At 61.4% G+C, this 22,197-nt stretch carries 20 protein-coding genes; 2 read left to right on the top strand and 18 right to left on the bottom strand.

Annotation, left to right across the window (positions count from 1 at the left end):
* Window positions 1–103: 103 nt before the first annotated feature.
* On the bottom strand, window positions 104–910 hold the full coding sequence (pgeF, locus tag CCD76_RS12510; protein WP_087719803.1) for a peptidoglycan editing factor PgeF: 807 nt from the start codon (window positions 908–910) through the stop codon (window positions 104–106).
* On the bottom strand, window positions 910–1,866 hold the full coding sequence (gene rluD, locus CCD76_RS12505; protein WP_087719802.1) for a 23S rRNA pseudouridine(1911/1915/1917) synthase RluD: 957 nt from the start codon (window positions 1,864–1,866) through the stop codon (window positions 910–912). Before rluD ends, pgeF begins: the two co-directional genes overlap by 1 nt.
* A gap of 146 nt (window positions 1,867–2,012) precedes the next feature.
* Here rluD and CCD76_RS12500 point away from each other — a divergent pair, with 146 nt between their 5' ends.
* Window positions 2,013–2,828, top strand: coding sequence for an outer membrane protein assembly factor BamD (locus tag CCD76_RS12500; RefSeq protein WP_087719805.1), 816 nt, complete (start codon window positions 2,013–2,015; stop codon window positions 2,826–2,828).
* A 147-nt stretch (window positions 2,829–2,975) separates the two neighbouring features.
* Here the strand turns inward: CCD76_RS12500 and CCD76_RS12495 are convergent, their stop codons facing one another.
* Together CCD76_RS12495 and thiO are read right to left on the bottom strand one after the other, a co-directional pair.
* Complete coding sequence (locus CCD76_RS12495) at window positions 2,976–4,616, bottom strand: NAD+ synthase (RefSeq protein ID WP_087719801.1); 1,641 nt, start codon at window positions 4,614–4,616, stop codon at window positions 2,976–2,978.
* A gap of 182 nt (window positions 4,617–4,798) precedes the next feature.
* On the bottom strand, window positions 4,799–5,914 hold the full coding sequence (gene thiO, locus CCD76_RS12490) for a glycine oxidase ThiO (RefSeq protein WP_087719800.1): 1,116 nt from the start codon (window positions 5,912–5,914) through the stop codon (window positions 4,799–4,801).
* A 73-nt stretch (window positions 5,915–5,987) separates the two neighbouring features.
* On the opposite strand from thiO, the gene CCD76_RS12485 reads away from it, so the two are divergent.
* Window positions 5,988–6,512 (top strand): prepilin-type N-terminal cleavage/methylation domain-containing protein, encoded by a 525-nt coding sequence (locus CCD76_RS12485; RefSeq protein ID WP_179208917.1) that lies wholly within the window; start codon window positions 5,988–5,990, stop codon window positions 6,510–6,512.
* 2 nt (window positions 6,513–6,514) lie between these two features.
* Here the strand turns inward: CCD76_RS12485 and CCD76_RS19780 are convergent, their stop codons facing one another.
* The 14 genes from CCD76_RS19780 to proB form a co-directional block, all read right to left on the bottom strand.
* Window positions 6,515–6,784, bottom strand: a complete 270-nt coding sequence (locus CCD76_RS19780; protein WP_143543286.1) for a hypothetical protein — start codon at window positions 6,782–6,784, stop codon at window positions 6,515–6,517.
* Entirely contained in the window at window positions 6,778–7,212 is a 435-nt protein-coding gene (locus CCD76_RS12480) for a type IV pilin protein (RefSeq protein ID WP_087719798.1), read from the bottom strand. The genes CCD76_RS19780 and CCD76_RS12480 overlap by 7 nt, the downstream gene beginning before the upstream one ends.
* Complete coding sequence (locus tag CCD76_RS12475; protein WP_087719797.1) at window positions 7,209–10,403, bottom strand: PilC/PilY family type IV pilus protein; 3,195 nt, start codon at window positions 10,401–10,403, stop codon at window positions 7,209–7,211. The genes CCD76_RS12480 and CCD76_RS12475 overlap by 4 nt, the downstream gene beginning before the upstream one ends.
* A gap of 15 nt (window positions 10,404–10,418) precedes the next feature.
* A complete protein-coding gene (locus tag CCD76_RS12470; RefSeq protein WP_087719796.1) occupies window positions 10,419–10,949 on the bottom strand; it encodes a pilus assembly PilX N-terminal domain-containing protein in 531 nt (176 codons plus the stop codon).
* A complete protein-coding gene (locus CCD76_RS12465) occupies window positions 10,942–11,874 on the bottom strand; it encodes a PilW family protein (protein WP_218777027.1) in 933 nt (310 codons plus the stop codon). The genes CCD76_RS12470 and CCD76_RS12465 overlap by 8 nt, the downstream gene beginning before the upstream one ends.
* A gap of 11 nt (window positions 11,875–11,885) precedes the next feature.
* Window positions 11,886–12,368 (bottom strand): type IV pilus modification PilV family protein, encoded by a 483-nt coding sequence (locus CCD76_RS12460; protein WP_179208914.1) that lies wholly within the window; start codon window positions 12,366–12,368, stop codon window positions 11,886–11,888.
* Window positions 12,369–12,470: 102 nt separating this feature from the next.
* Complete coding sequence (gene ispH, locus CCD76_RS12455) at window positions 12,471–13,442, bottom strand: 4-hydroxy-3-methylbut-2-enyl diphosphate reductase (RefSeq protein ID WP_087719793.1); 972 nt, start codon at window positions 13,440–13,442, stop codon at window positions 12,471–12,473.
* A gap of 51 nt (window positions 13,443–13,493) precedes the next feature.
* Window positions 13,494–13,961 carry an FKBP-type peptidyl-prolyl cis-trans isomerase gene (gene fkpB / locus CCD76_RS12450; RefSeq protein WP_087719792.1) on the bottom strand — a complete coding sequence of 156 codons (468 nt, stop codon included), beginning with the start codon at window positions 13,959–13,961 and terminating at the stop codon, window positions 13,494–13,496.
* Window positions 13,958–14,503, bottom strand: a complete 546-nt coding sequence (gene lspA, locus CCD76_RS12445; RefSeq protein WP_087719791.1) for a signal peptidase II — start codon at window positions 14,501–14,503, stop codon at window positions 13,958–13,960. Before lspA ends, fkpB begins: the two co-directional genes overlap by 4 nt.
* 34 nt (window positions 14,504–14,537) lie before the next feature.
* Window positions 14,538–17,387, bottom strand: coding sequence for an isoleucine--tRNA ligase (ileS, locus tag CCD76_RS12440; protein WP_087719790.1), 2,850 nt, complete (start codon window positions 17,385–17,387; stop codon window positions 14,538–14,540).
* A gap of 128 nt (window positions 17,388–17,515) precedes the next feature.
* Entirely contained in the window at window positions 17,516–18,637 is a 1,122-nt protein-coding gene (gene ribF, locus CCD76_RS12435; protein ID WP_087719789.1) for a bifunctional riboflavin kinase/FAD synthetase, read from the bottom strand.
* Between the two features lie 97 nt (window positions 18,638–18,734).
* On the bottom strand, window positions 18,735–20,357 hold the full coding sequence (murJ, locus tag CCD76_RS12430; RefSeq protein ID WP_087719788.1) for a murein biosynthesis integral membrane protein MurJ: 1,623 nt from the start codon (window positions 20,355–20,357) through the stop codon (window positions 18,735–18,737).
* 142 nt (window positions 20,358–20,499) lie between these two features.
* Window positions 20,500–20,766: a 30S ribosomal protein S20 gene (gene rpsT, locus CCD76_RS12425; RefSeq protein ID WP_071230757.1), complete on the bottom strand. Its 267-nt coding sequence runs from the start codon at window positions 20,764–20,766 to the stop codon at window positions 20,500–20,502.
* A 247-nt stretch (window positions 20,767–21,013) separates the two neighbouring features.
* Window positions 21,014–22,150, bottom strand: coding sequence for a glutamate 5-kinase (proB, locus tag CCD76_RS12420; protein WP_087719787.1), 1,137 nt, complete (start codon window positions 22,148–22,150; stop codon window positions 21,014–21,016).
* Window positions 22,151–22,197: the final 47 nt, after the last annotated feature.

The following is a 22,197-nucleotide window of genomic DNA, read 5'->3' as shown; positions in this document are numbered from 1 at the left end:
CATGCCATCCGCAGCCACCTGAATAGTTACAGGCGAAAAGCCGAACTGGCGGTGGTAAAGCTGACTGACGATGGAAAGTTGCGTTTAGAAAGCAAAGCGATCGTCAGCGCAGCCAGATCGCACTGGCCATCCGCCCGGTATGCCCATCATCGCGGCGATGGGAGTAGAAACGGGATTCGCACGCCGTGCAGAAATGGCCGCCACTGACCGATAGAACGCCGATGCGCTCCAGGCGCAGTCGAGCGAGCCGATAAAGGTCCGCCATGTAATGGTTCAGGCGATAAGGGCTGCGCTCGAAAGCACTCTCGGCATCGGGCTGCATGGCGACGAAGGCCTCGAAGACTTCCGGCCCGACCTCGAACTGGGCGTTGGAGATCGCCGGCCCCATCCACACCATCAGCTCTTCGGGGTCGACACCCAACGCTGCCACGCTGGCTTCCAGCACACCGCCAGCAAGACCGCGCCACCCGGCATGAGCCAAGCCGACACGCGTTCCCTGCCGATCGCAGAAAAAGACCGGTAGACAGTCCGCGGTGAGAATGACGCAGGCATGGCGACGGTCGAATGCCACCGAAGCGTCGGCTTGCGGCGGCTGCCGGCGATAACGCGACTGGTAGTGCTGGACGACGCGGGCGCCATGCACCTGATCGAGCCACAGCAGCGGCCGCTGGTCGCCGATCTCGGTCACCAGCCGATCCCGGCAGCGAACCACGGTATCGGGATCGTCGCCAACGTGAGCCGCCGGGTTGAACGCCGCGAAATCGCCCCGGCTGGGGCCGGTCTCGCGCGTGGTGACGAAGGCCCTGACCGTGCTCGGCGCGGGCCAGTCGGGCAGCAGCAGGGTCGGCGCGTCTACCGACGATGTCTCGGGTTCGTTCGCCAGTATCGACGAATCATGTTCGGAACTCATCAATCGGACTCCTGATCCTCGCGCAGCGCGTCCAGCAGTAGAAACATGTCGTCCGGCAACGGCGCCTTGCACTCGACCGGCGCCCCGCTGACCGGATGATCGAAGCGCAGCTTGTGCGCATGCAGCGCCTGGCGCGGAAATTCCCTCAGCAGCGTCTTCAGTGATTCGCCGGCACCGGCCGGCATTTTCAACCGCCCGCCATATACCGGATCACCGACCAGCGGATAGCGAACGTGCGCTAGATGCACGCGGATCTGATGCGTCCGCCCGGTTTCGAGCCGGCAGCGGACATGGGTATGGGCACGAAAGCGCTCGTTGACCCGATAGTGCGTGACCGCCGGCTTGCCCGAAGCCGTGACCGCCTGGCGCTGGCGGTCCTTGGGGTGGCGGCCGATCGGTGCGTCCACCTTGCCGCCCGCGGTCATCGCGCCGACCACGATGGCGTCATACTCCCGCGAGACGGTTCGTGCCTGCAACTGAGCCACCAGAGCCGTCTGCGCCGTCAGCGTCTTCGCCACCATCATCAGGCCGGTGGTGTCCTTGTCGAGGCGATGGACGATCCCCGCCCGGGGGATCGCCGCCAGCGGCGCATGGTGGTACAGCAGTGCGTTGAGCAGCGTGCCATCGGGGTTGCCGGCAGCGGGATGCACCACCAGGCCGGCGGGCTTGTCGATGACCATGACATCGTCATCCTCGAAGACGATGGACAGCGGAATCGCCTGAGGCTCCCACCGGACTTCCTCCTCGAGCCGGGTATCGAGCGCTAGCCGCTCGCCACCGATCACCTTATCCTTGGGTCGGGCCTTTTGCCCATCGAGTGTCAATTCGCCCTGCTGAATCCACCCCTTGAGGCGTTCTCGCGAGAATTCGGGGAACATTTCGGCTGCGGTCTGGTCAAGACGTCGCCCGGCCAAATGCTCGGGTATGCGCTCGTCACGCTTCAAGATGTCGGCCATACGTGGGGATCGATTCCGTTTCGCCGGTGTATTTCGTCGGCGCGTTTCGTCGGTGCGTTTCGCCGGCACGAGGGTTTGCTTTATAGTGAGCCGGGTTCGGCGGATTCTAGCACGGCCGCCAAGGAATGGTTGATACGAGGATAATGATGCGATTTTCTGCGCGATGTTCTGCTCTGGCCGGCATGTTGCTGGCAGGCGCCCTGCTCGCTGGCTGCGCCAGCAACGAGCCGGCTCCCGACCTGCAGGAGCAGCAGGAACTGTACCAGCAAGCCCAGAGTTCCCTCGACGCCGGCCGTTACAGCACCGCCGTGACCCAGCTGGAGGCTCTGGATACCCGTTTCCCGTTCGGTCGCTATGCCGAGCAGGCCCAGCTGGAACTGATCTACGCCTATTACGAAGTCGAGGACTGGGAGAAGACCCGGGCCGCTGCCAGCCGGTTCATCCGCCTTCACCCCGATCATCCGCAGGTCGACTACGCCTACTACATGCGCGGTCTCGGTGCCTACCAGGCAGGGCGCTTCAGCCTCGAAAGCCTGGAGCTGATCGATATCTCCAAGCGTGACCTGGGCGCCTCCCGCGATGCCTATGTCGACTTCGGCGAACTGGTACGCCGCTTCCCCGACAGCGCCTACGCGCCGGATGCCCGTCAGCGCATCATCTATCTGCGCAACGTCATGGCACGTCACGAGTTGCAGGTTGCCGACTTCTATCTGCGCAAGGGTGCCTACGTCGCGGCCGTCGAGCGTGGCCGCTGGGTCATCGAGCATTACCCGAAAGCCGAGGCGACGCGTGACGCATTGGCGGTCATGGTGGAGGGCTATCTCGGCCTGAACATGCGGGATCGCGCGCAGACCGTACTCCGGACCCTGATCGAGAACGATCCCGACAACAGCCAACTCGACGGCGACACCTTCGTGCCCAAGCACATCGATGTCGACCCGCCGCTGGCGCTCAAGGACTAGCCCCTTCGGGGAGCTGTAAGTGATAAGCGGTAAGCTGTAAGAAAAGTCAAAGACTCAGAACACCTGCTTTGACAGGTAGAGACTACTTCCAGCTTCCAGGCGCGCAGCGCCGCTCTTATAGCTTACGGCTCCTCGGCGAAGCCGGGGTCATTTCCCCGGCTTCCACCCGTTGACGATGGGGTAGCGCCGGTCGCGTCCGAATCCTCTGAGCGTCACCCGCACGCCTACCGGCGCCTGCCGTCGCTTGTATTCGCTGCGATCGACCAGTTTGACCACCTGGTAGACGTCGTCGCGCTCGAATCCTGCCTCGATGATCGCCTCGGCGCTCATGTCGCCTTCGATGTAGCGTTCGAGAATCGCATCCAGCACGTCGTAACCCGGCAACGAGTCGCTGTCCTGCTGATCCGGCGCCAGTTCGGCAGAGGGCGGACGCGTGATTACCCGCTCGGGGATCGCCGGCTCCTGGGCATTGCGCCAGTTGGCCAGGCGGTAGACCCAGGTCTTGTAGACGTCCTTGAGCGCATTGTAGCCACCGACCATGTCGCCGTAGAGCGTGGCATAGCCCACCGCCATCTCGCTCTTGTTGCCGGTGGTCTGGACCATCAGCCCCTTCTTGTTGGAGATCGCCATCAGCAGCACGCCGCGCACGCGAGACTGCAGGTTCTCCTCCGTGGTATCGGCCGCTAGCCCCGTAAAGCTTTCCGCCAGCGTGGCCGTGAAGGCTTCGACCATCGGCGCGATCGGCATCACCTCGTAGCCGACACCCAGCATCTTCGCCTGTTCGGCCGCGTCGGCCTGGGAGATCTCGGCGGTGTAATGGTACGGCATCATCACTGCATGGACCCGATCCGGCCCCAGCGCATCGACCGCAATGGCCAGCGACAGCGACGAGTCGATGCCGCCGGAAAGCCCCATCACCACGCCCTTGAAACCACTCTTGTTGACGTAGTCGCGAAGCCCGGTCACCAGCGCGCAGTAGAGGTTTTCCTCGGCGCCGAGCAGCGGCTCGCGCTCCCCCACTTGGGGAGTCCAGCTGCCGCCCTCCCGGGTGAACCGGACCGGCATCAGCCCGACCTGCCAGAACGGCGCGCGCACGGCGACGTCACCGGCAGCGTCCAGCACCAAAGAACCGCCATCGAACACCAGCTCGTCCTGGCCGCCGATGGCGTTGACGTAAACCAGCGGTCTGTCGACTTCCCGTGCGCGCTCGGCAAAAAGACGCTCGCGCTCGGCGGGCTTGTCGAGATGGAACGGCGACGCGTTGAGCGTCACCAGGATGTCGGCGCCAGCCTCGGCTGACCGACGCACCGGCGCGCCATCCCAGAGATCTTCGCAGATCAGGATGCCGAGTCTGGCGCCCCGATGTTCTATCACCAGCGGCTCGTTTCCGGGTTCGAAATAACGGTCTTCGTCGAAAACCTGATAGTTGGGCAGCGCCTGCTTGGCATACTCGCCGCGCCACTGGCCACCCAGCAATACGCCAGCCAGATTGCGGCGCGCGCCCTGGCGCATGCCCGGATAGCCGATGATGACCAGCGTCTCCGGCGCGATCCTGTCGATCTTGCGGGCCATTTCCGCCAGCGCCTCCTGCAGGCGCGGCTCCATCGCCTCGCGCAGCAGTAGATCCTCCGGCGGGTAGCCGGTCAGAAACAGCTCGCTGAAAACCACTATGTCCGCACCGTGCTCGATGCGCGCCTCGCGCACCGCCTCGATGGCCGCCGCGGTATTGCCGGCGATATCGCCCACCAGCGGGTCCAGCTGCGCCATCACCAGGGTCAGATCTTGCATCGGTCTACATTTCTCCAAACAGATGAGGTTCTCGATATCGAAGACGTCTCCCGATCGAGTGCCCTCCGACGAGTGACGGCGCGCCAGGCGCTCGGATCGCTATCGAACAACAAACCGCTGCCACGACAGCGCTTTCCGTCATTTTCGCGCATGCCATGGACCGAGGCAAAACCCGCCCATGCTCAACGAGCCGACACGTCGGGGCCGAGGAGGCGCGAGCCGGGCAGATAGGGGGCAGGGTCGACGATGGGTTCGCAGCCGATCAACTGATCGACCAGCAGCCGCGTGGCAGCCGGCGCCAGAACCAGCCCATTGCGGTAGTGGCCGGCGTTGACGTGAAGCCCCTCGAACGTCGGCACCGCACCGATCATCGGCACGCCGTCCGGCGAACCCGGCCGCAGCCCCGCCCAATGGTGTTCCACCGGACACTCGGCCAGCGCGGGCACGATGGAGAGCGCGCTGGCATGCAGCGAGTCGCGGGCCTCACGGGTCGTCTGCTTGTCGAAGCCGACCTCCTCCAGCGTCGAGCCCGCCAGCACCCGGCCGTCGCCGCGGGGAATGACATAACGCCCATCCTTGAGAACGACCCGCTCGACCAGCCCCGGCGGCGCCTTGAACAGAATCATCTGCCCCCTGACCGGCCGAACCGGCAGCTCGATGCCGAGGCCCGCCAGCAGTGCCCGAGACCAGGCACCGGCGCAGACGACGGTCTGGCCCGCCCGGATCGCACCCTGTGATGTCGCCACGCCACGAATGGCCGCCCCTTCTCGGATCAGCGCCGACACCTCGCACTGCTCGTGCAGGCTCACCCTTGGCATCTGCAAGAGGCGCGCACGCAGCGCCTGGCCCAATCGCGGGTTGCGAATGCTGCCGAGCGTCGGCATCCACAGCGCCCCCTCGAAGCCCGGCGCCGCGTTGGGCTCCTTGGCGTAGAGTGTGTCGGCGTCGATGCGGTTCAGCGGCTTGGCCATCTCCCGCGCCCAGGCGAGCGCGACATCGACATCCTCGACCCGCAGATAGAGCAGGCCTTTCTGGCGATATTCGGGATCGATGCCCGTTTCTTCGAGCAGCCGACCGGCCAGCTCCGGGTAGCGCCCTTCGGACCAGCTCGACAACGCCGAGATCGCCTTCGAGTAACGCCACGGATAGAGCGGCGAGACGATGCCGCCACCCGCCCAGGAAGCCTCCCTGCCGCACTGACCACGCTCGACCAGCGCCACCGAATGACCCGCATCCGCCAACTGCAACGCGGTCATCATGCCGATGACGCCCCCGCCAACGATCAAGAAATCCTGCATTCGGTCGATATCCTGGCAAAAGGGCGATTCTATCACTTGCCCAGCCCCCGGACGCCGCCATGGACTCTCCGCAATGGACTCTCGCGCGACATCTTCACAATCGCCTGCTGGCCGTCACGCAAAGCGGACGCGACAAGCAGGTTTTACGCTGATCGAGCTGCTGATCACACTGGCAGTCATCGGGATACTCACGGGTATCGCCTTTTCTACTAGTCACTGGTTCGAAAACAAGCGGCTCGAGACCGAAACGCAACAGTTACAGCAAAGACTGGAGGCATTGCACCAACTCTCCGTTTCGACTCGCCAGTCCTGGCAACTCTGCCCCGCCGCTGCGAGTGGCGATGGCTGCGGCGATGACTGGAGCGAGGGCTATGCGTGGAATCTCGAGGAGGGAGATGCGGGGCGCCTGTCGGGAACGCACAAAGCCGAGGGTGTCACGATCACCTGGAACACGAATTCCAACCCGGTGTTCAGCCCCATACCCTGGAAATCATTCACGCCATACGGCAGCTTCTTGGTCTGCAATAGCATTGGCGGCAATAAAATCGTTATCAGCGATGCCGGACGAATACGTGTAGAGGCCAGCGAGAGTTGCTGACGTCAGCGTGGCGAATTCCTATCTATCTCACGAGCATCGGCTGATGAAAATTCACGCCAAGTCTCGATACAGCGTTCGACCTGTTGATGCCTATCGCTCTCTTCTCGGTCGAGAAACCGCTGCAGACTATCTTTCGCCTTGTGCGCTTCAACGATGTCGATATGGCGAATTTCCAGTGAGCCGTCCGGCTGGCGAACGATGCATTTACGCTCATCGGCAAACGAAAAAGATGCCCATGCCATCAAGAGAACACACAGCCCATATTTTACCATTTTCCCATTTCCACCTCATTGGATATGCGTCCACTGTCGCCCTCGGAATCCAGCCACAGCACGCCATCCCCCTGCTGCGAGTCTCCCGCAATGGGAGTAGCGGTCATCCTGACATCCTGTCCCGTTGAATACGCCTTGCCATCGCACCCTTGTTGCGTCCCGCAGACGGCAACACGGTAATCGTCGTTTTCCAGGGTCCCATCTTCCTGACCAACGAGCGTCTCCATATCTTTGGCGTATTCCAAATATTGTCCGTAATAAGTCTCCTGACGCGCCATGGCACTTTGAAGTAAAGCCTGACCGTCGCTCCGACGTGAGCGCTCGACATACTGCTGATAACTGGGAATTGCGACTACGGCAAGAATGCCAACAATTGCAACCACTATCATCAGCTCGATCAAGGTAAATCCTCGCTGATCGATTCTCATGGATTGTCTTCCGTTTTTTCGTACCAATAAGTTCTTTTCAATCGGTAAGGAAGAATGATCCCTCCGGTATTACCCCGAGAGCTTTCATTCACTAGCTGGCCCAGTTCCGCCGTACCGACACCTTGCAAGAAAAGCTCGTCACCCTTGACGATTAGAGAAGGCCGGCCGAGCAGGTATTCCCCCGCATCGACTGCACGCTCCCCCTTGACCAGATTATCGCCATGACCGGCTATCCCCCGGGCACTGCCCGCTGTCAGCAAATCCAAGCCAAACAGGTAACTCCTACCAATCACGGGAATACAAACAGATGCGGGCTCATCCGGCACATAAGCGGAAAAGTAGACCGTGCCATTGAGCGTAACACTCTCAGAGAGCACCTTGGCCCCTGGCAACGGCAAGCTGTATCCATCATCAAGATAAAGCACCCAGCCAGCCGTATCATCGGCTTGCCAAACGGAAAGGCACCCTTCGATATCTCCAGCATCAGACTTGCGATCACACAATAATTCGTTCGTTACGTCCTTGAGTTGGTCGATATCGACAACATCGGGGTTTTTACCCGAGGCGGCGGCAACCGAAACCGGATCCCGAATCAGGAAGAACGCATCCTTGACCGTTGGCAAATCGGAACTTTCTCCGCCAGATTTGGGATTGGCTCGATCCCCGCTCCCGACCAGAAGAAGATCCTGACGGCGGGAGCCCGTATTGATACTGACGAAGTCGATGGCATTGAACAGACGCCGATTTTCGATACCGCTGCCACCGAGGCTGGCAATTTGTCGAACACGCCAATGACGGCTGTCGTCTGAGTCCAGATCCAGCCGCCAAAGATCAGCGCCCATATCACCGAGATAGATACGATCAGCCACGCCGTCGCTATTGTAATCCACCGCTTCCGACGCTGCGGGTATGGCATGCCGAAAGGTGGCCTCACCAACAAATCGCTGGGGCGTACCCACGTCTGCCCGATACACCAGAGAGCCATCAAGCGCATCGACGATATAGACTGCTCGTCCCATGCCATCAGGATCGCTTGAACCCCGGGTCGGATCATCACGGTCACTGTCGTAGCCGCCGCTGATCACGAATACCGGATTAGCGTGGCCCGGCACTCGAACCGGGATCGGAGCCGCCCAGCTCTGTCCCAACTCGGCAAACTCTCCCGCCGGGGACAGTGTCCAAGCTAGCTTGGGAGAAGTCGGCGTTGTCACATCCAGACCGTAATATTGACGTCCACCACGCCTCAGGCCAAAGGCGAGAATCATATGATCACCATCGGCCGCCCGAATCTGGCCATCGCCGTTCGAATCGATACGGACATAAGAAGCCGGACCGTCTACACCATAGGGATGCTGAAGCGTGTCATCGGAAGCCGAGGCGATATCATTTTGACGCAGAACATGGTGAAGTGGCGCCAGAACGCTCGGCGTGAACGCCCACTCCTCTTTGCCGCTATCACCGTCAACGAAGTGCAGGAAACCAGCGTTAGTACCGAAAGCAAGATACAATTTCTCATCGGCCTGGGCCTCACCACCATAATTCAATGCGATAGGATCGGAATGCAGGATATCCCCCATGATCCAGGGTCGCGCCTCCAACGTATCGTTATCGTTATCCTCGTCGTCAACATCACGCCCACGCGCCCAAGCGATTAACTGATCGATATCGCTCTGCTCCGCATTTTTCGGCAACCCCCAGGCTTCCGGTCGACTGGCCAGGCTCATGGTGATATCGAAGGGTACGAGATGGTTAGATACATCCGTATAAATGATTCTCCCGTCGCCGCTCCCCGCGTTCAACGATCTATCGACAGATTGACGCAACAATCCACCAACACCGCCAGCTTCGACATTATTGCCATCCGGCTCATTGAGTGACAGTCCATTAGCACCGCTCCACCAGGTATAGGCAGAATCGAGAATATCGCCCGTCTGTGAATTGAACGCTTCCTTGCCATTTAGGTCACGCCAACTCTGCTGAGATATGAATTGCAATCTTTTGACATTGCCACTCCAACGGGGCTCGTTGAAAGGAAGGAATCGAGGTAAATAAAGCCGATCAAAACTTTGGGCGTTGTTGGTAAAGGCAGCGGAAACGGCTGGCGCAGAAAACGTAGTGCTACGCGATAGAATGTCGTCTATTGCCACCTGAAAAGCCGAGTACAGTTGATCGGCGTTGAACGCAGTAAAATACCCGACGCAAGCCGCTTTTCCGTGATAGCGGGTATCCTGCCGGTCAACGGGACACTGCTTCGAATCTTTCGTATTGAGAGGGCTAGCCGTATCTGCCAATAGTTGTTGATCAGTATCGAAACCAATCGTGTAGGTTGTAACAGGCCCCCGCTCTATACTTTCTCCCGATTTTTTTTCATTTCCATTCCCATTATTTTTGCTTTGAATCGAAAACGTCTCCAGCTGCTGCATATAATAGGATAGCTCCGGCATACAACTCTCTTCTCCAGCACTGGAGCTAACTGAAGGATAAACCCGACACCCGTTATAAAAATCGCTTTTCCTGACCAAATTCTGAATATGATTATTAGCATCCACATCATATTGTGGAATACCATCTGTCATATAAATAACATAGAGAGGCTCGCAAGGTCTTAAAGGGGAAGCATAAGATTTTTCGCTTCGCTCATCAATAAAAGCCTTCGAAGAATATTCTGGGTTTGTATCGTACAGATACCCCCAGTATTGATATCTATTCTTGGTCCCGTATCTCGCTTTATCACCATTAAAGTAACGAAATATCTCGTAATAGGTCTCACACAAGGGAGTCGACGTCATGGCACCCAGATCATCAATGGTATTAAGCAGCTGCTGTCGATCCCAATCACTGACATTCCCCTTCTCTCCCGGCAATGGAGAGATGATTCTTCCACCATCAGGCTTCTCGCCATTATAGTTAAAAATTGCCAGACCAAAATTGACGTTCGGATTATCCGCCACCAACTGATGAATAACCCGTTGGGCAATATTGATTTTAGTCTCTTTTTTGTTTCCTTCTCCGACGACGTCTCTCATACTGCCTGACGTATCAAAGATAATCATGACCTGAGGATTCCCGCCACGACCTTCGATATCATAGAGGCTGCGGTAAATATCTGTATCGTCGGCAGACACCCCTACTGTCGTTACTGGTGTCAGTAATAGCAAGACAAGAAAAAGAACAACCGATGCAATATTCATAGAGACATTCGATTTTTAATTAAAAATACCAGCACGACTATCACCTCCAGACGACACATTAATCGTTTCGATCAACAGCCCTTGAACTTGGTGAAAGCTGACGTGAAGAAAATCTGAAGTAGATTCACCTTGAACTTCTATCGCCAGACAGCTGCCGTTGGAAAACCCGACAACTAGGCATTCATAGCCAGGCCTGAGCAGTTCCACCATAATTTTCAGGTTTTTCTCCTGTATCGACTCTACGTTTTTAAATCGTGTATTCTCCAAGGGCGGAGAAGCGTCCTGTACTTGCCATGGCTTTGGCTCGCCGGGCTGAGCCGACAACGCCATATCCCGAATTTCATTCTGCTGATGACTCACCGCCGATATCTCGCCGCTCAACTGCTGGAATTGTTCGCGGGATTGCTGCTGCATGACGCTCAAGCGATTTTGCGTGCTGACAGTTTCGAGTAGTGCAGCGGCAACGATGGAGAGAAGAAAAAGGAAAATCAGGCTCATGATCAGTGCCGCTCCAAGCTGCCTGGGACCGAGACGATAGTTATTCATCAAAGCTCCCAGCCCGGTGCATCTCGAGAGGGATCACGAAAGAGATCCTTCGGTACATTTTCCCCGGCTGACTCTTGATAGCCGTACCGTTACTCAAGACGTATTCTCGGGACTCTTGATAAGCGGCTAGAGTCTCAACAGACACGACAGCCTCCACCTCGACGGCAATAACCTCTGCCATCTGTGTCGGGATCAGCTTATCGGTAGAAAGTTTTGCATCAACGCTGCCATCGGCATCGCTATCGACCCACCATCGATAAGCTAACGCCTCGACACCACGCATCACTTCCTGATTTCTCAAGGAATCGCCGTACAACCACAGCCGGCGCAATGCCTTTTCGTTTTTGCTGAGGTAATAGAGACTGCCGCCGTAGCGCCAGATATCGTCTGCCCCAGCATGTTCCGGCACGGCTGGTTCACTACCGTTGACGAATGCGATATAGGGATAGAAACTCTTCAGGGAATTCGCATCATCGCATCCCCCTGCACCACAGGATTCAGCCGCGTATCTCACGGCAAGATACTCTTGGTCTTCTTGCGGGTTGGTCAGCGAACAATCGGAGGGAGGAGAGTTCGATGCCCAGATCCCCAAGGGGCGTGTACTGGGCGTTTCCGTATCTCGACCATAAGCGAACTCGCCGCCACAGTCGTTACCAATCGATATTTGCCCCTGCCTTTCGGCATCGGCGCGTACCCGACCCCAGAAATCGGCCCGTCGCAGTTCATAATTGAAGCGCTCGTGAAGCAGGCGAACCTTATCGACCAGATCGGCCCTCGCCTCCGACTCTCGGGCAGCAGTTGAGCTGGCCAAATAGACCCGAGATACCGCCAACATCATGATCAAGCCAATCGCCATGGCGATCATCAACTCGATCAGTGTCACACCAGACTGGCCTCGGCCAGAAAAATATTTGGGACCTTTCAAGCGGCCATGGATCACTTTTCACCAACCCAGGACGCCATGGTCACCCAGCGCTGATTGGATAAATTCGACCGACTACTGACGCAATCCGGCAAGGTGTCGGGAGGAACGAAACTGGTACGCGCCCGCCAGACGACTGTAACGAACGCCATCTCATTGCCGTCTTCCAACTCGGCGCAAACTTGAGGATCCGGCAACGCTCCGGCTCCAAACCAGTCTGCTGCCCAAGCTTTCAAGCTGAGGGAGGAGTCTGGATTGTCGCTCGTGATCGAGGAGCTGTCATATCGACCGAGATAGTCATCACGATGTAGCGAGTCCAACTTGATACGCTGCAGTAGATCTTCAGCCATGATCGATGCCAAGGCACGATGCCCAGTTTCCTGGCCAAGCTGGCCCTGCTCTGCCAACAACTTGGCAGCGCCCAGCAATCCAATACTGAACACCACAATGGCGATAAGCACTTCGATGAGAGACAAGCCACGCTGCAGAGCTAGCACGGTCGATTCCTTCAGGCTATAGACAGCCACGGCAAAAGTTGCATGGCACAGCTATTGTTACCCTTCAGTTATCGACCGAAAACCCAGAAGGTTTAATAAGAGTTACACCACGCTTGTAATGACCCTTTCACGCAGCTCTCGCGGCATCGAAAACGTGATGGTCTCGGCGCGTCCGGAGAGTTCTTCGGGTGCCTCGGCGCCCAGCGCCTGGAGCCTGTCGATCACGCCCTTGACCAGCACTTCCGGGGCGCTGGCGCCGGCGGTGATGCCGATGGTCTCGATGCCTTCAAGCCAGCTCGGCTCGATCTGCTCGGCATCGTCGATCAGATAGGCCGGCGTGCCGACCCGCTCGGAGAGTTCGCGCAATCGGTTGGAGTTGGAGCTGTTGACGCTGCCCACGACCAGTACCAGTTGCGAACCTGCAGCCAGTTCGCGCACCGCATCCTGCCGGTTCTGGGTGGCGTAGCAGATGTCGTCCTTGCGCGGCCCCTGAATCTCGGGAAAGTGCTCGCGCAGCGCATCGATCACCCTGGCGGTGTCGTCCATCGAAAGCGTCGTCTGGGTGACGAACGCCAACCGCGAGGGATCGCGTACCGGCAGCCTGGCGACGTCGTCCTCGTCTTCGACGAGATAGATCGACCCGCCGTGGCTGTCGTCGTAGCGCCCCATGGTGCCCTCGACTTCCGGATGGCCGGCGTGGCCGATCAGGATGCACTCCTGGCCGCGCTTGGCGTAGCGCAGCACTTCCATATGCACCTTGGTCACCAGCGGGCAGGTCGCATCGAAGATCTTGAGACCACGGCGTTCGGCTTCCACCTGTACGGCGCGGGAAACGCCGTGGGCGGAGAAGATCACGATGACGTCGTCGGGCACCTCGTCGAGCTCTTCGACGAAGATCGCCCCGCGCTCGCGCAGCGAGTCCACCACGAAACGGTTGTGCACGACTTCATGGCGAACGTAGATGGGCGGCCCGAAGACATCGAGCGCGCGATTGACGATGTCGATGGCACGATCGACGCCGGCACAGAAGCCGCGGGGATTGGCCAGCTTGATTTGCGTAGGAACCTTTGGCATAGCGACCTCGCTTGGTACGCCCGAATATCGTGGTGAAGGCGCAGTCCGGATTCAATGAGTCGTGGCTGGCTTCACGTCCAGAATTTCCACTTCGAAGGTCAGGGTACGCCCTGCCAGCGGATGATTGAAGTCGACTTCGACATGGTGCTCGTCGACGCTGGCGATCACGCCCGGCAGTTCGCCGCCGGCAGCATCGGCGAACGACATCACCGTGCCCGGTTCCACGGCTTCCTCGAAGGCATCGCGGGAGAGCCGCTGCACGTTCTGTGGATTGTGCTGGCCAAAGGCGTGCTCGGGCGAGATCTCGAACGCCCCTTCGTCGCCGGCAGCCATGCCCTTGAGTGGCGTCTCGAAGCCCGGCGGCAGATTGCCGTCACCGAGCTGGAACGTGGCCGGCTGCTTGCCGCGGGTCGAATCGACCGCTTCGCCGTCCTCGAGCTTCACCGTGAAATGCAGCGTGACTTCCATGCCGTCGTCGATGCGGTAGTCGTGATCGTCTTGATGGCCGTTCTCGCTCATGAGTCACCCCGGGTCGAAGAAGATTGATCAGTCGAAGAAGATGGACCCTTGCGGGAATCCCGGGAGCCTTTCGGCCGGCGCGAATCGGACAGCGATTGCAGCACCAGGCCGACCGCACCCAGCGTGATCGCGGTATCGGCGAGGTTGAACGCCGGGTAGTACCAGTCGCCCCAGTGGAACGACAGGTAGTCGACCACGTAACCGTGCACCAGGCGATCGTAGAGGTTGCCGATGGCGCCGCCGATCACCAGCGCCAGCGAGACCGCCGCCAGCGTCTCGCCGCGCTTGAGACGAGAGAGCCACACCGTCAGGCCGATGCTGGCGCCGATGGCGATCAGCGCGAACAGCCAGCGCTGCCAGCCCGCGTGCTCGGCCAGGAAGCTGAACGCCGCCCCGGTGTTGTGCAGAAGCGTCAGATTGAAGAACGGTAGCACTTCCAGCGGCCGACCGTACTCGAGATTCGCCGAAGCCAGCGCCTTGATGCCGAGATCGAGCACGATGACCACCAGCGACAGCCACAGCCAGCGCAGCGGACGCCGCATCGGCGCCCGCTCGACGGGTTGGTGAGAAGCGGAATCAGGCAAAACGGCGCACCTCGCCCGGACCGTCAGGCAGGTTGGCGATGGAGCGGGCCGACAGCGTCGGATGCTCTGGATTCGCGCCCACGTCCGGACGACGCTCCCAGCTGCGCTCGTCCTTCTCATAAGGGCTCATGCGTACCGCGACCTTGAGGCCATCCAGCTCGGTGGCCTTGGCATCGCCCGCTTCCGCCAGCGGCTCGAGCGTCGCCTCGGAAGTGATCAGCACGAAGCGCAGTTCGTCCTCGAAACGCGACAGCAGCGCATGCAGCGCGTCGTCGACGTAGAGCGTCACTTCGCTGTCGAGGGCGCCCTTGATGATGCCGGCGTTACGGGCATCCTCGAGCTGCTTGTTGACCGCCTGCTTGACGGCGATCACCTGCTCCCAGAACGTGCGACCCATCGTCGCGCCTTCCGGCAGCTGGCTCAGGCCTTCGTAATAGGTCTCCAGATGCACGCTCTCGCCGCGTTCACCGGGGATGTTTTCGTAGATTTCCTCGGCGGTGAACGACAGGATCGGCGCCACCCAGCGCGCCAGCGCCTCGACGATATGATACAGCGCGGTCTGGCAGCTGCGCCGCGCCAGCGAGTCGGGCTGGGTGGTGTACTGGCGATCCTTGATGATGTCGAGGTAGAAGCCGCCCATGTCCCGCGCGCAGAAGTCGTGCACCTGCTGGTAGACGTCGCGGAAGCGATAGTCGGCGTAGGCCTTCTGGATGCGCGCCTGCAGCTCGGCGGCACGATCCACGGCCCAGCGATCCAGCGCCAGCATGTCGTCGAAAGCCACGGCATCGCGGCCCGGCTCGAAGCCGGTCAGGTTGCCGAGCAGGAAGCGCGAGGTATTGCGGATCCGACGATAGACATCGGCGGTGCGCTTGAGGATCTCGTCGGACACCGCCATCTCGCCGGAGTAGTCGGTGGAAGCGACCCACAGGCGCAGGATGTCGGCACCCAGCTTGTCCATCACCTGCTGCGGCGCAACCACGTTGCCCAGCGACTTGGACATCTTGCGGCCCTTCTCGTCGACGGTGAAACCGTGGGTCAGCAGCGACTTGTAGGGCGGATGGCCGTCGATGGCGCAGCCGGTCAGCAGCGACGAGTGGAACCAGCCGCGATGCTGGTCAGACCCTTCGAGATAGATATCCGCGCGCGGCCCCTGATCGTGGCCGAGCGGATGCGATCCGCGCAGCACGTGCCAGTGGGTGGTGCCGGAGTCGAACCAGACATCGAGGGTATCGGTAACCTTCTCGTAGCTGTCCGCCTCGTCGCCCAGCAGTTCGCTCGGGTCCAGCTTGAACCAGGCCTCGATGCCTTCCTGCTCGACGCGCTTGGCCACCGCTTCCATCAGTTCGACGGTGCGCGGATGCAGCTCGCCGCTCGCCTTGTCGAGGAAGAACGGGATCGGCACGCCCCAGTTGCGCTGGCGCGAGATGCACCAATCGGGGCGGTTGGCGATCATCGAGTGCAGACGCGCCTGGCCCCAGCCGGGGATGAAATCGGTGGCGTCGACACCGGCCAGCGCCTTGTCGCGCAGCGTCCTGCCATCGCTGCCTTCGAGATCCATGCCCACGAACCACTGCGCCGTGGCGCGATAGATGACCGGCGTCTTGTGGCGCCAGCAGTGCATGTAGCTGTGGGTGATCTTCTCGTGCACCATCAACGCACCCGCCTCTTCCAGCTTGGCGACGATGTGCGGATTGGCCTTCCAGATCATCTGCCCGCCGAACAGCGGCAGATCGGCGGCATAGACACCGTTGCTCTGCACCGGATTGCGAATCTCGTCGAAGCTCATGCCGTACTGGCGGCAGGTGTAGAAGTCGTCTTCGCCATAGGCGGGCGACGAGTGGACGATCCCGGTGCCGGCACCTAGCTCGACGTAATCGGCCACGTAGATCGGCGAGACGCGATCGTAGCCTTCATCCAGGCTCGCCAGCGGATGGCGGAAGGCGAGGTTCTCGAGGCTCGCGCCCGGCGCCGTAGCGATGATTTCGCCGGTCAGACCGAAGCGCTCCAGGCTCGACTCGACCAGCGCTTCGGCGAGAACCAGCAGGCGCTCGCCGGTATCGACCAGCGCGTAGACGAACTCGGGGTGAACGTTCATCGCCTGGTTGGCCGGGATGGTCCAGGGCGTGGTGGTCCAGATCACGGCCGCCGCCGGCTTGGCCAGCGACTCCAGCCCGAACGCGGCCGCCAGCCCGGCATCGTCGACGCTGGGGAAGGCGACATCAATGGCATCGGACTGCTTGTCCTGGTACTCGACCTCGGCTTCGGCCAATGCCGAGCCGCAATCGAAGCACCAGTTGACCGGCTTGAGCCCCTTGAACACGTAGCCGCCCTTGACCATCTCGGCCAGCGCGCGGATTTCGCCCGCTTCGTTGGCGAAGTTCATGGTCAGGTACGGGTTGTCCCAGTCACCCTGGACGCCCAGGCGCACGAAACCCTCCTTCTGCACCTCGACCTGGGCGGCGGCGTACTCGCGACACAGCGCACGCGCTTCGTCCGCCGGCAGGTGCTTGCCGTGGGTGGTCTCGACCTTGTGCTCGATCGGCAGGCCATGGCAATCCCAGCCCGGCACGTAGGGCGCATCAAAGCCGGCCAGACTCTTCGACTTGACGATGAAGTCCTTGAGCAGCTTGTTGACCGCGTGCCCGATGTGAATGCTGCCGTTGGCGTACGGCGGGCCATCGTGAAGCACGAACCGCTCGCGCCCCCGACGCGCCTCACGCAGCTTGGCGTAGAGGTTCATGTCGTTCCACTGCGCAATTCGGCTCGGCTCCCGAGCCGGCAGATTGCCGCGCATGGGGAAGTCGGTCGATGGCAGATTCAGCGTGTGCTTATAGTCGCTCATGGCTTTTGGGTCCGCTCAGGGCTGTTTTCAGGTCGCTCAGGGCTGTTTCAGATCGCTCAAGGCTGTCTCGGGTCGCTCAGGGCTATTTGTCAGATCGCTCAAGGCTGTCGTCAGGTCGCTCAGGCTGTTCAGTCGTCTCGGGATTCATGCGGTGCCGGCCCCGCATGCGTACCGCCATGCGAATTCTCGGACAGCGGCGCCGATGCCAGCGGAAACTGCGCCTGGGGCAAGGTGGCGGCGCAGATCTCTTCGATGGCGTGGTTCACATCGGCGCGGGCCGCTTCGGGAACATGAGGATCGCGCTGCCCGAAATAGCGGCGGGCGTTGTCGATATCCCGATGAATCTGGGTAACCAGCGCGCCGAAATCGTCGAATTTGGTTTCGCCGCGCAGCCGGGCGCAGGGCACGACGGTCAGGGTCTGGCCGTACAGCTCGACCTCGCGATCCAGCAGATGTACCTCGAGGATCGGCCGGTCGGCACCCACCGTCGGGCGCCAACCGATGTTGGCGACGCCGGCGACCCACTCACCGCTCGGCAAGCGCGTGGCACAAGCGAACACGCCGCGCAGCGCCATGGGTCGTCGGGTCAACGGAATGTTGGCGGTGGGCACGCCGATGGTGCGTCCCAGCTGGCGATCACGGACGACTCGCCCCTGATAGCCGTAGGGCCGGCCCAGCATGCGTGCGGCCTGGAAGAAGTTACCGCTGGCCAGCAGCGTCCGTACTCGCGTGCTAGAAACGCGCTCGTCGTCGAGGGCGAAGGTCCGCGTGTGCTCGACGGCAAAGCCCCGTTCGCGTCCCACCGCCTGCAGCAGCGCGAAATCCCCGGCGCGGTCGCAGCCGAAGCGGAAATCGTCGCCGACGACCAGGTGCCTGACCTGCAGGCCTTCGATCAACACCCGTTCGACGAACTGCTGCGCGGTCAGACTGCGCAGTGCATCGTTGAACGGCAGGCACAGGATTCGATCGGCGCCGTGGGCCTTGAGCAACGCGACCTTGTCGCGCAGCCGTGTCAGCCGCGGCGGTGCCTGATCGCCAGCGAAATATTCTCTCGGCTGCGGCTCGAAGATCACCACCGTGACCGGCAGCCCCTGAGCCCGGGACAGCGTCTGCAGCTGTTCGAGAATGGCCTGGTGGCCCAGATGCACCCCATCGAAGTTGCCGATGGTCGCCACACAGCCACGCGCGGCCGTACCCTGCGCGGCATCGTTGGCGGACGGCAAATTGTGCAAGCCTCGGATCAGTTCCATGGGGTCTGTTCCCGTTTCAGCGTGAACCGCGTTTCTGCATAAAAGGCGTCATTATAACCAAAGGGCTTGCCCCGTAACCAAAAGCGGCCTGGACCTCTCAGCCCTGCAGGCGGAAGTCTCTCAACCGGACGCCGCTGAGTGCCAGCCAGCCAAAATAGAGAGCGGCGCCGCCGACCACTAGCGCGGCCAGCACCCCGGCCCGGTGCAGCGCTCCCCAGGTGACCCAGGCATGCCAGTCCGGCGAGCACCACCACAAGCCCGCGCCCATCACCAGACAGCCACCCACGACCTGCACGGCATAGCGGCCCCAGCCCGGCTGGAAGCGCAGCACGCCCTGCCGGCGCAACCCGAGCCCCAGCAGCCCCGCGTTGAGAAACGCCGACAGTGCGGTGGCCAGCGCCAGACCGGCGTGAGCCAGCGGCACGATCAGCGCCAGGTTCATGACCATGTTGGCGAACATCGCCACGATGCCGATCTTGACCGGCGTCTTGGTGTCCTGGCGCGCGAAGTAGCCCGGCGCCAGCACCTTGATCAGCATGAACGCCAACAGCCCCAGTGCATAGGCCCGCAGGCTGCGCGCGGCCATGATCACGTCGTGATCGGTCATCGCCCCGTAGTGAAACAGGCTGACCAGTAGCGGCTCGGCCAGCAGGATCAACGCCAGCGCTGCCGGCAGTCCGATCAGCAGCACCATGCGCAGCGCCCAGTCCAGCATGCGCGCGAAGTGATCCCGGGACTGATCCGCATGACGCTTGGAGAGCGCCGGCAGGATCACGGTGGCAATCGCGATCCCGAACACGCCCAGCGGCAGTTCCACCAGGCGATCGGAATAGTAGAGCCAGGACACGCTGCCCGAGACCAGAAACGAGGCCAGCACCGTATCCAGCAACAGATTGATCTGCGACACGGAGACGCCGAACAGCGCCGGGGCCATCAGGCGCAGAATGCGTCGGACGCCAGGGTGCTTGAACCGTGCCCTGGGGCGCGGCATTAGTCCCAGGCGGGCCAGAAACGGCAGCTGGAACAGCAGCTGCGCCGCCCCGGCAATCAGGACGCCCCAGGCCAGTCCCAGCGCCGGGTCACTCATCAACGGGGTCAGCCACAGCGCAGCGCCGATCAGGCAGACATTGAGCAGTACCGGCGTGAACGCCGGTATCGCAAACCGCTCCCAGGTGTTGAGTACGCTGCCGGCGAACGCCGTCAACGAGATCAGCAGCAGGTACGGGAAGGTCAGCCGCAGCATCTCCGCCGTCAGCGCCAGCTTGCCGGGATCGGCCTGGAAGCCCGGCGCGAACAGCCACACGAGCCACGGCGCGGCAGCGATGGCCAGCGCGGTGATCAATGCCAACACGACGCTGAGACTGCCGGAGACCGCATCGAGCAGCTCGCGAACTTCCGCGCGCGTACGCTGCGTGGCGTATTCCGACAGCACCGGCACGAACGCCTGGTTGAACGCCCCTTCGGCGAACAGCCGGCGCATGAAATTGGGGATCTTGAACGCCACGAAGAACGCATCGGCACCGCTGCCGGCACCCAGCAACGCGGCGATCACGACGTCCCGCGCCAGGCCGAGCACGCGCGACAGCAGCGTCATCGTGCTGACCACCATGCCGGAACGCAGCAGCCCACGGCGCGAGACCGGGGTGGCCGTCTCCGCGGCCGCCGCGTCTGCCGGCGTGTCGTCTGGCGTCTTGTCCACAGGGCCGTGCTGTTCGTTCATGACGCGGCGTCACTCGCTCCGGGGGATTCGCACGCTCCGCTACCCATGCGGCGGCCTCGACGCAATGATCTCGATACGAAGGCCATGGAAGGCAGCCACAAAAAAACCGGCCGAAGCCGGTTTTTCATCAAGCGCGTCCGGCTCAGGCAGCCAGCGCCTTAATTCGCTTGTTCAAGCGACTCTTGATGCGTGCTGCCTTCTTCTTGGACATGGCGTCCTTGTCGGCGATGCGATCGATGACCGGCTGAGCGGCCTTGAATTCGCTGTTCGCCTGCGCCTGATCGCCAGCCTGGATGGCCTTGATCACGCGCTTGATGTAGGTACGAACCATGGAACGCTGACTAGCGTTGAGCTTGCGGCGGTCTTCCGCCTGACGTGCGCGCTTACGCGCCTGCTTGGTATTCGCCACCGTCGACTCCTTGGAGATGTTGACAGTCAATTCTGTAAGTTAAATCACCCAGGCCAGCCTCGAAACCGCTTCAGGCAACCCTGAATGATTCGGCCGAATGTTCAATGACGCCCGAATTCATCACGCTTTCGGGAGCCATTTCGACTGCCATTTTCGCAGTCTTCAACGGGCCATGTCTGAGAGGATGCGGGATTCTATCACAAGGCCCAAGCACGATACCAGCGCCAACTGGCGCGGCCTGTCGTGCTCAGATAACCACCAGATTGTCCCGATGGATCAGCTCCGGCGCTTCCATATAGCCGAGAATCTCGGCGATGCGCTGGCTGGGCTGCCCCACGAGCCGGGCCGCATCGGCGCTCGAATAGTTGACCAGCCCCTTGGCAACGCGCCCGCCGTGTTCGTCGATGCAGACCACCATGTCGCCGCGCCGAAAGATGCCTTGCACCTGCTTGACACCCACCGGCAGCAGGCTCGACCCCTGGGAGCGCAGGACGTTGACCGCGCCGGCATCCAGCGTCAGCGTGCCACGCACCTGCAACTGGCCGGCAAGCCAGCGCTTGCGTGCAGCCAGCGGTGCGTGGTCGGGATGCAGCAGCGTCCCCAGCGACTCGCCCTCGAGCAGTCGGGTCAGCACCGCCGGCTGGCGCCCGCTGGCGATCGCCGTGACCGCGCCGGAGCGTGCCGCCAGCCGGGCGGCGCGCAGCTTGGTCGCCATGCCGCCGCGACCCAGCACGCCGCCACCGCCGGCAACGGCATCCAGCTTAGGGTCATCGGCCTGGCCTTCGCTGATCAGCCGGGCATCGGGATCGTGACGCGGATCGGCATCGAACAGGCCCTCCTGATCGGTCAGGATCAGCAGCGCATCGGCCTCGAGCAGGTTGGCGACCAGCGCCCCCAGGGTGTCGTTGTCGCCGAAGCGGATCTCGTCGGTGACCACGGTATCGTTCTCGTTGATCACCGGAACCACATCGAGCTGAACCAGGGTGCGTAGCGCGGAACGCGCGTTCAGGTAGCGCTTGCGATTGGAGAGATCGTCGTGGGTCAGCAGCACCTGGGCGCTGCGCAGGCCGTGGCGGGCGAAATGCGTTTCGTAACACTGGGAGAGCCCGCTCTGCCCCACGGCAGCCGCCGCCTGAAGCTCGTGCACGGCGGTCGGCCGCGAATGCCAGCCCAGGCGCACCATGCCCTCGGCGATGGAACCGGACGATACCAGCACGACTTCCACACCCCGGCGGTGCAACTCGGCCATCTGATCGACCCAGCCCCCAATCGCCGCCGCGTCGAGGCCACGGCCATCGTTGGTCAGCAGGGCGCTGCCAATCTTGACCACGACACGCTTCGCGCCCTCGAGTACGCCGCGCCCTGCTCGCTCATCCGTCGCCATCTCATTCTCCGCCCGACTGCCCGCCTGTCATGACCCGAATCACGGTT

Origin of the sequence: Salinicola salarius (genome assembly GCF_002179555.1) — a bacterium.
In the GTDB taxonomy this organism is placed as follows: Bacteria; Pseudomonadota; Gammaproteobacteria; order Pseudomonadales; family Halomonadaceae; genus Salinicola; species Salinicola salarius_A.
Note: the sequence above shows the minus strand (reverse complement) of the source record. Positions and strands in the feature narration are given on the sequence as shown.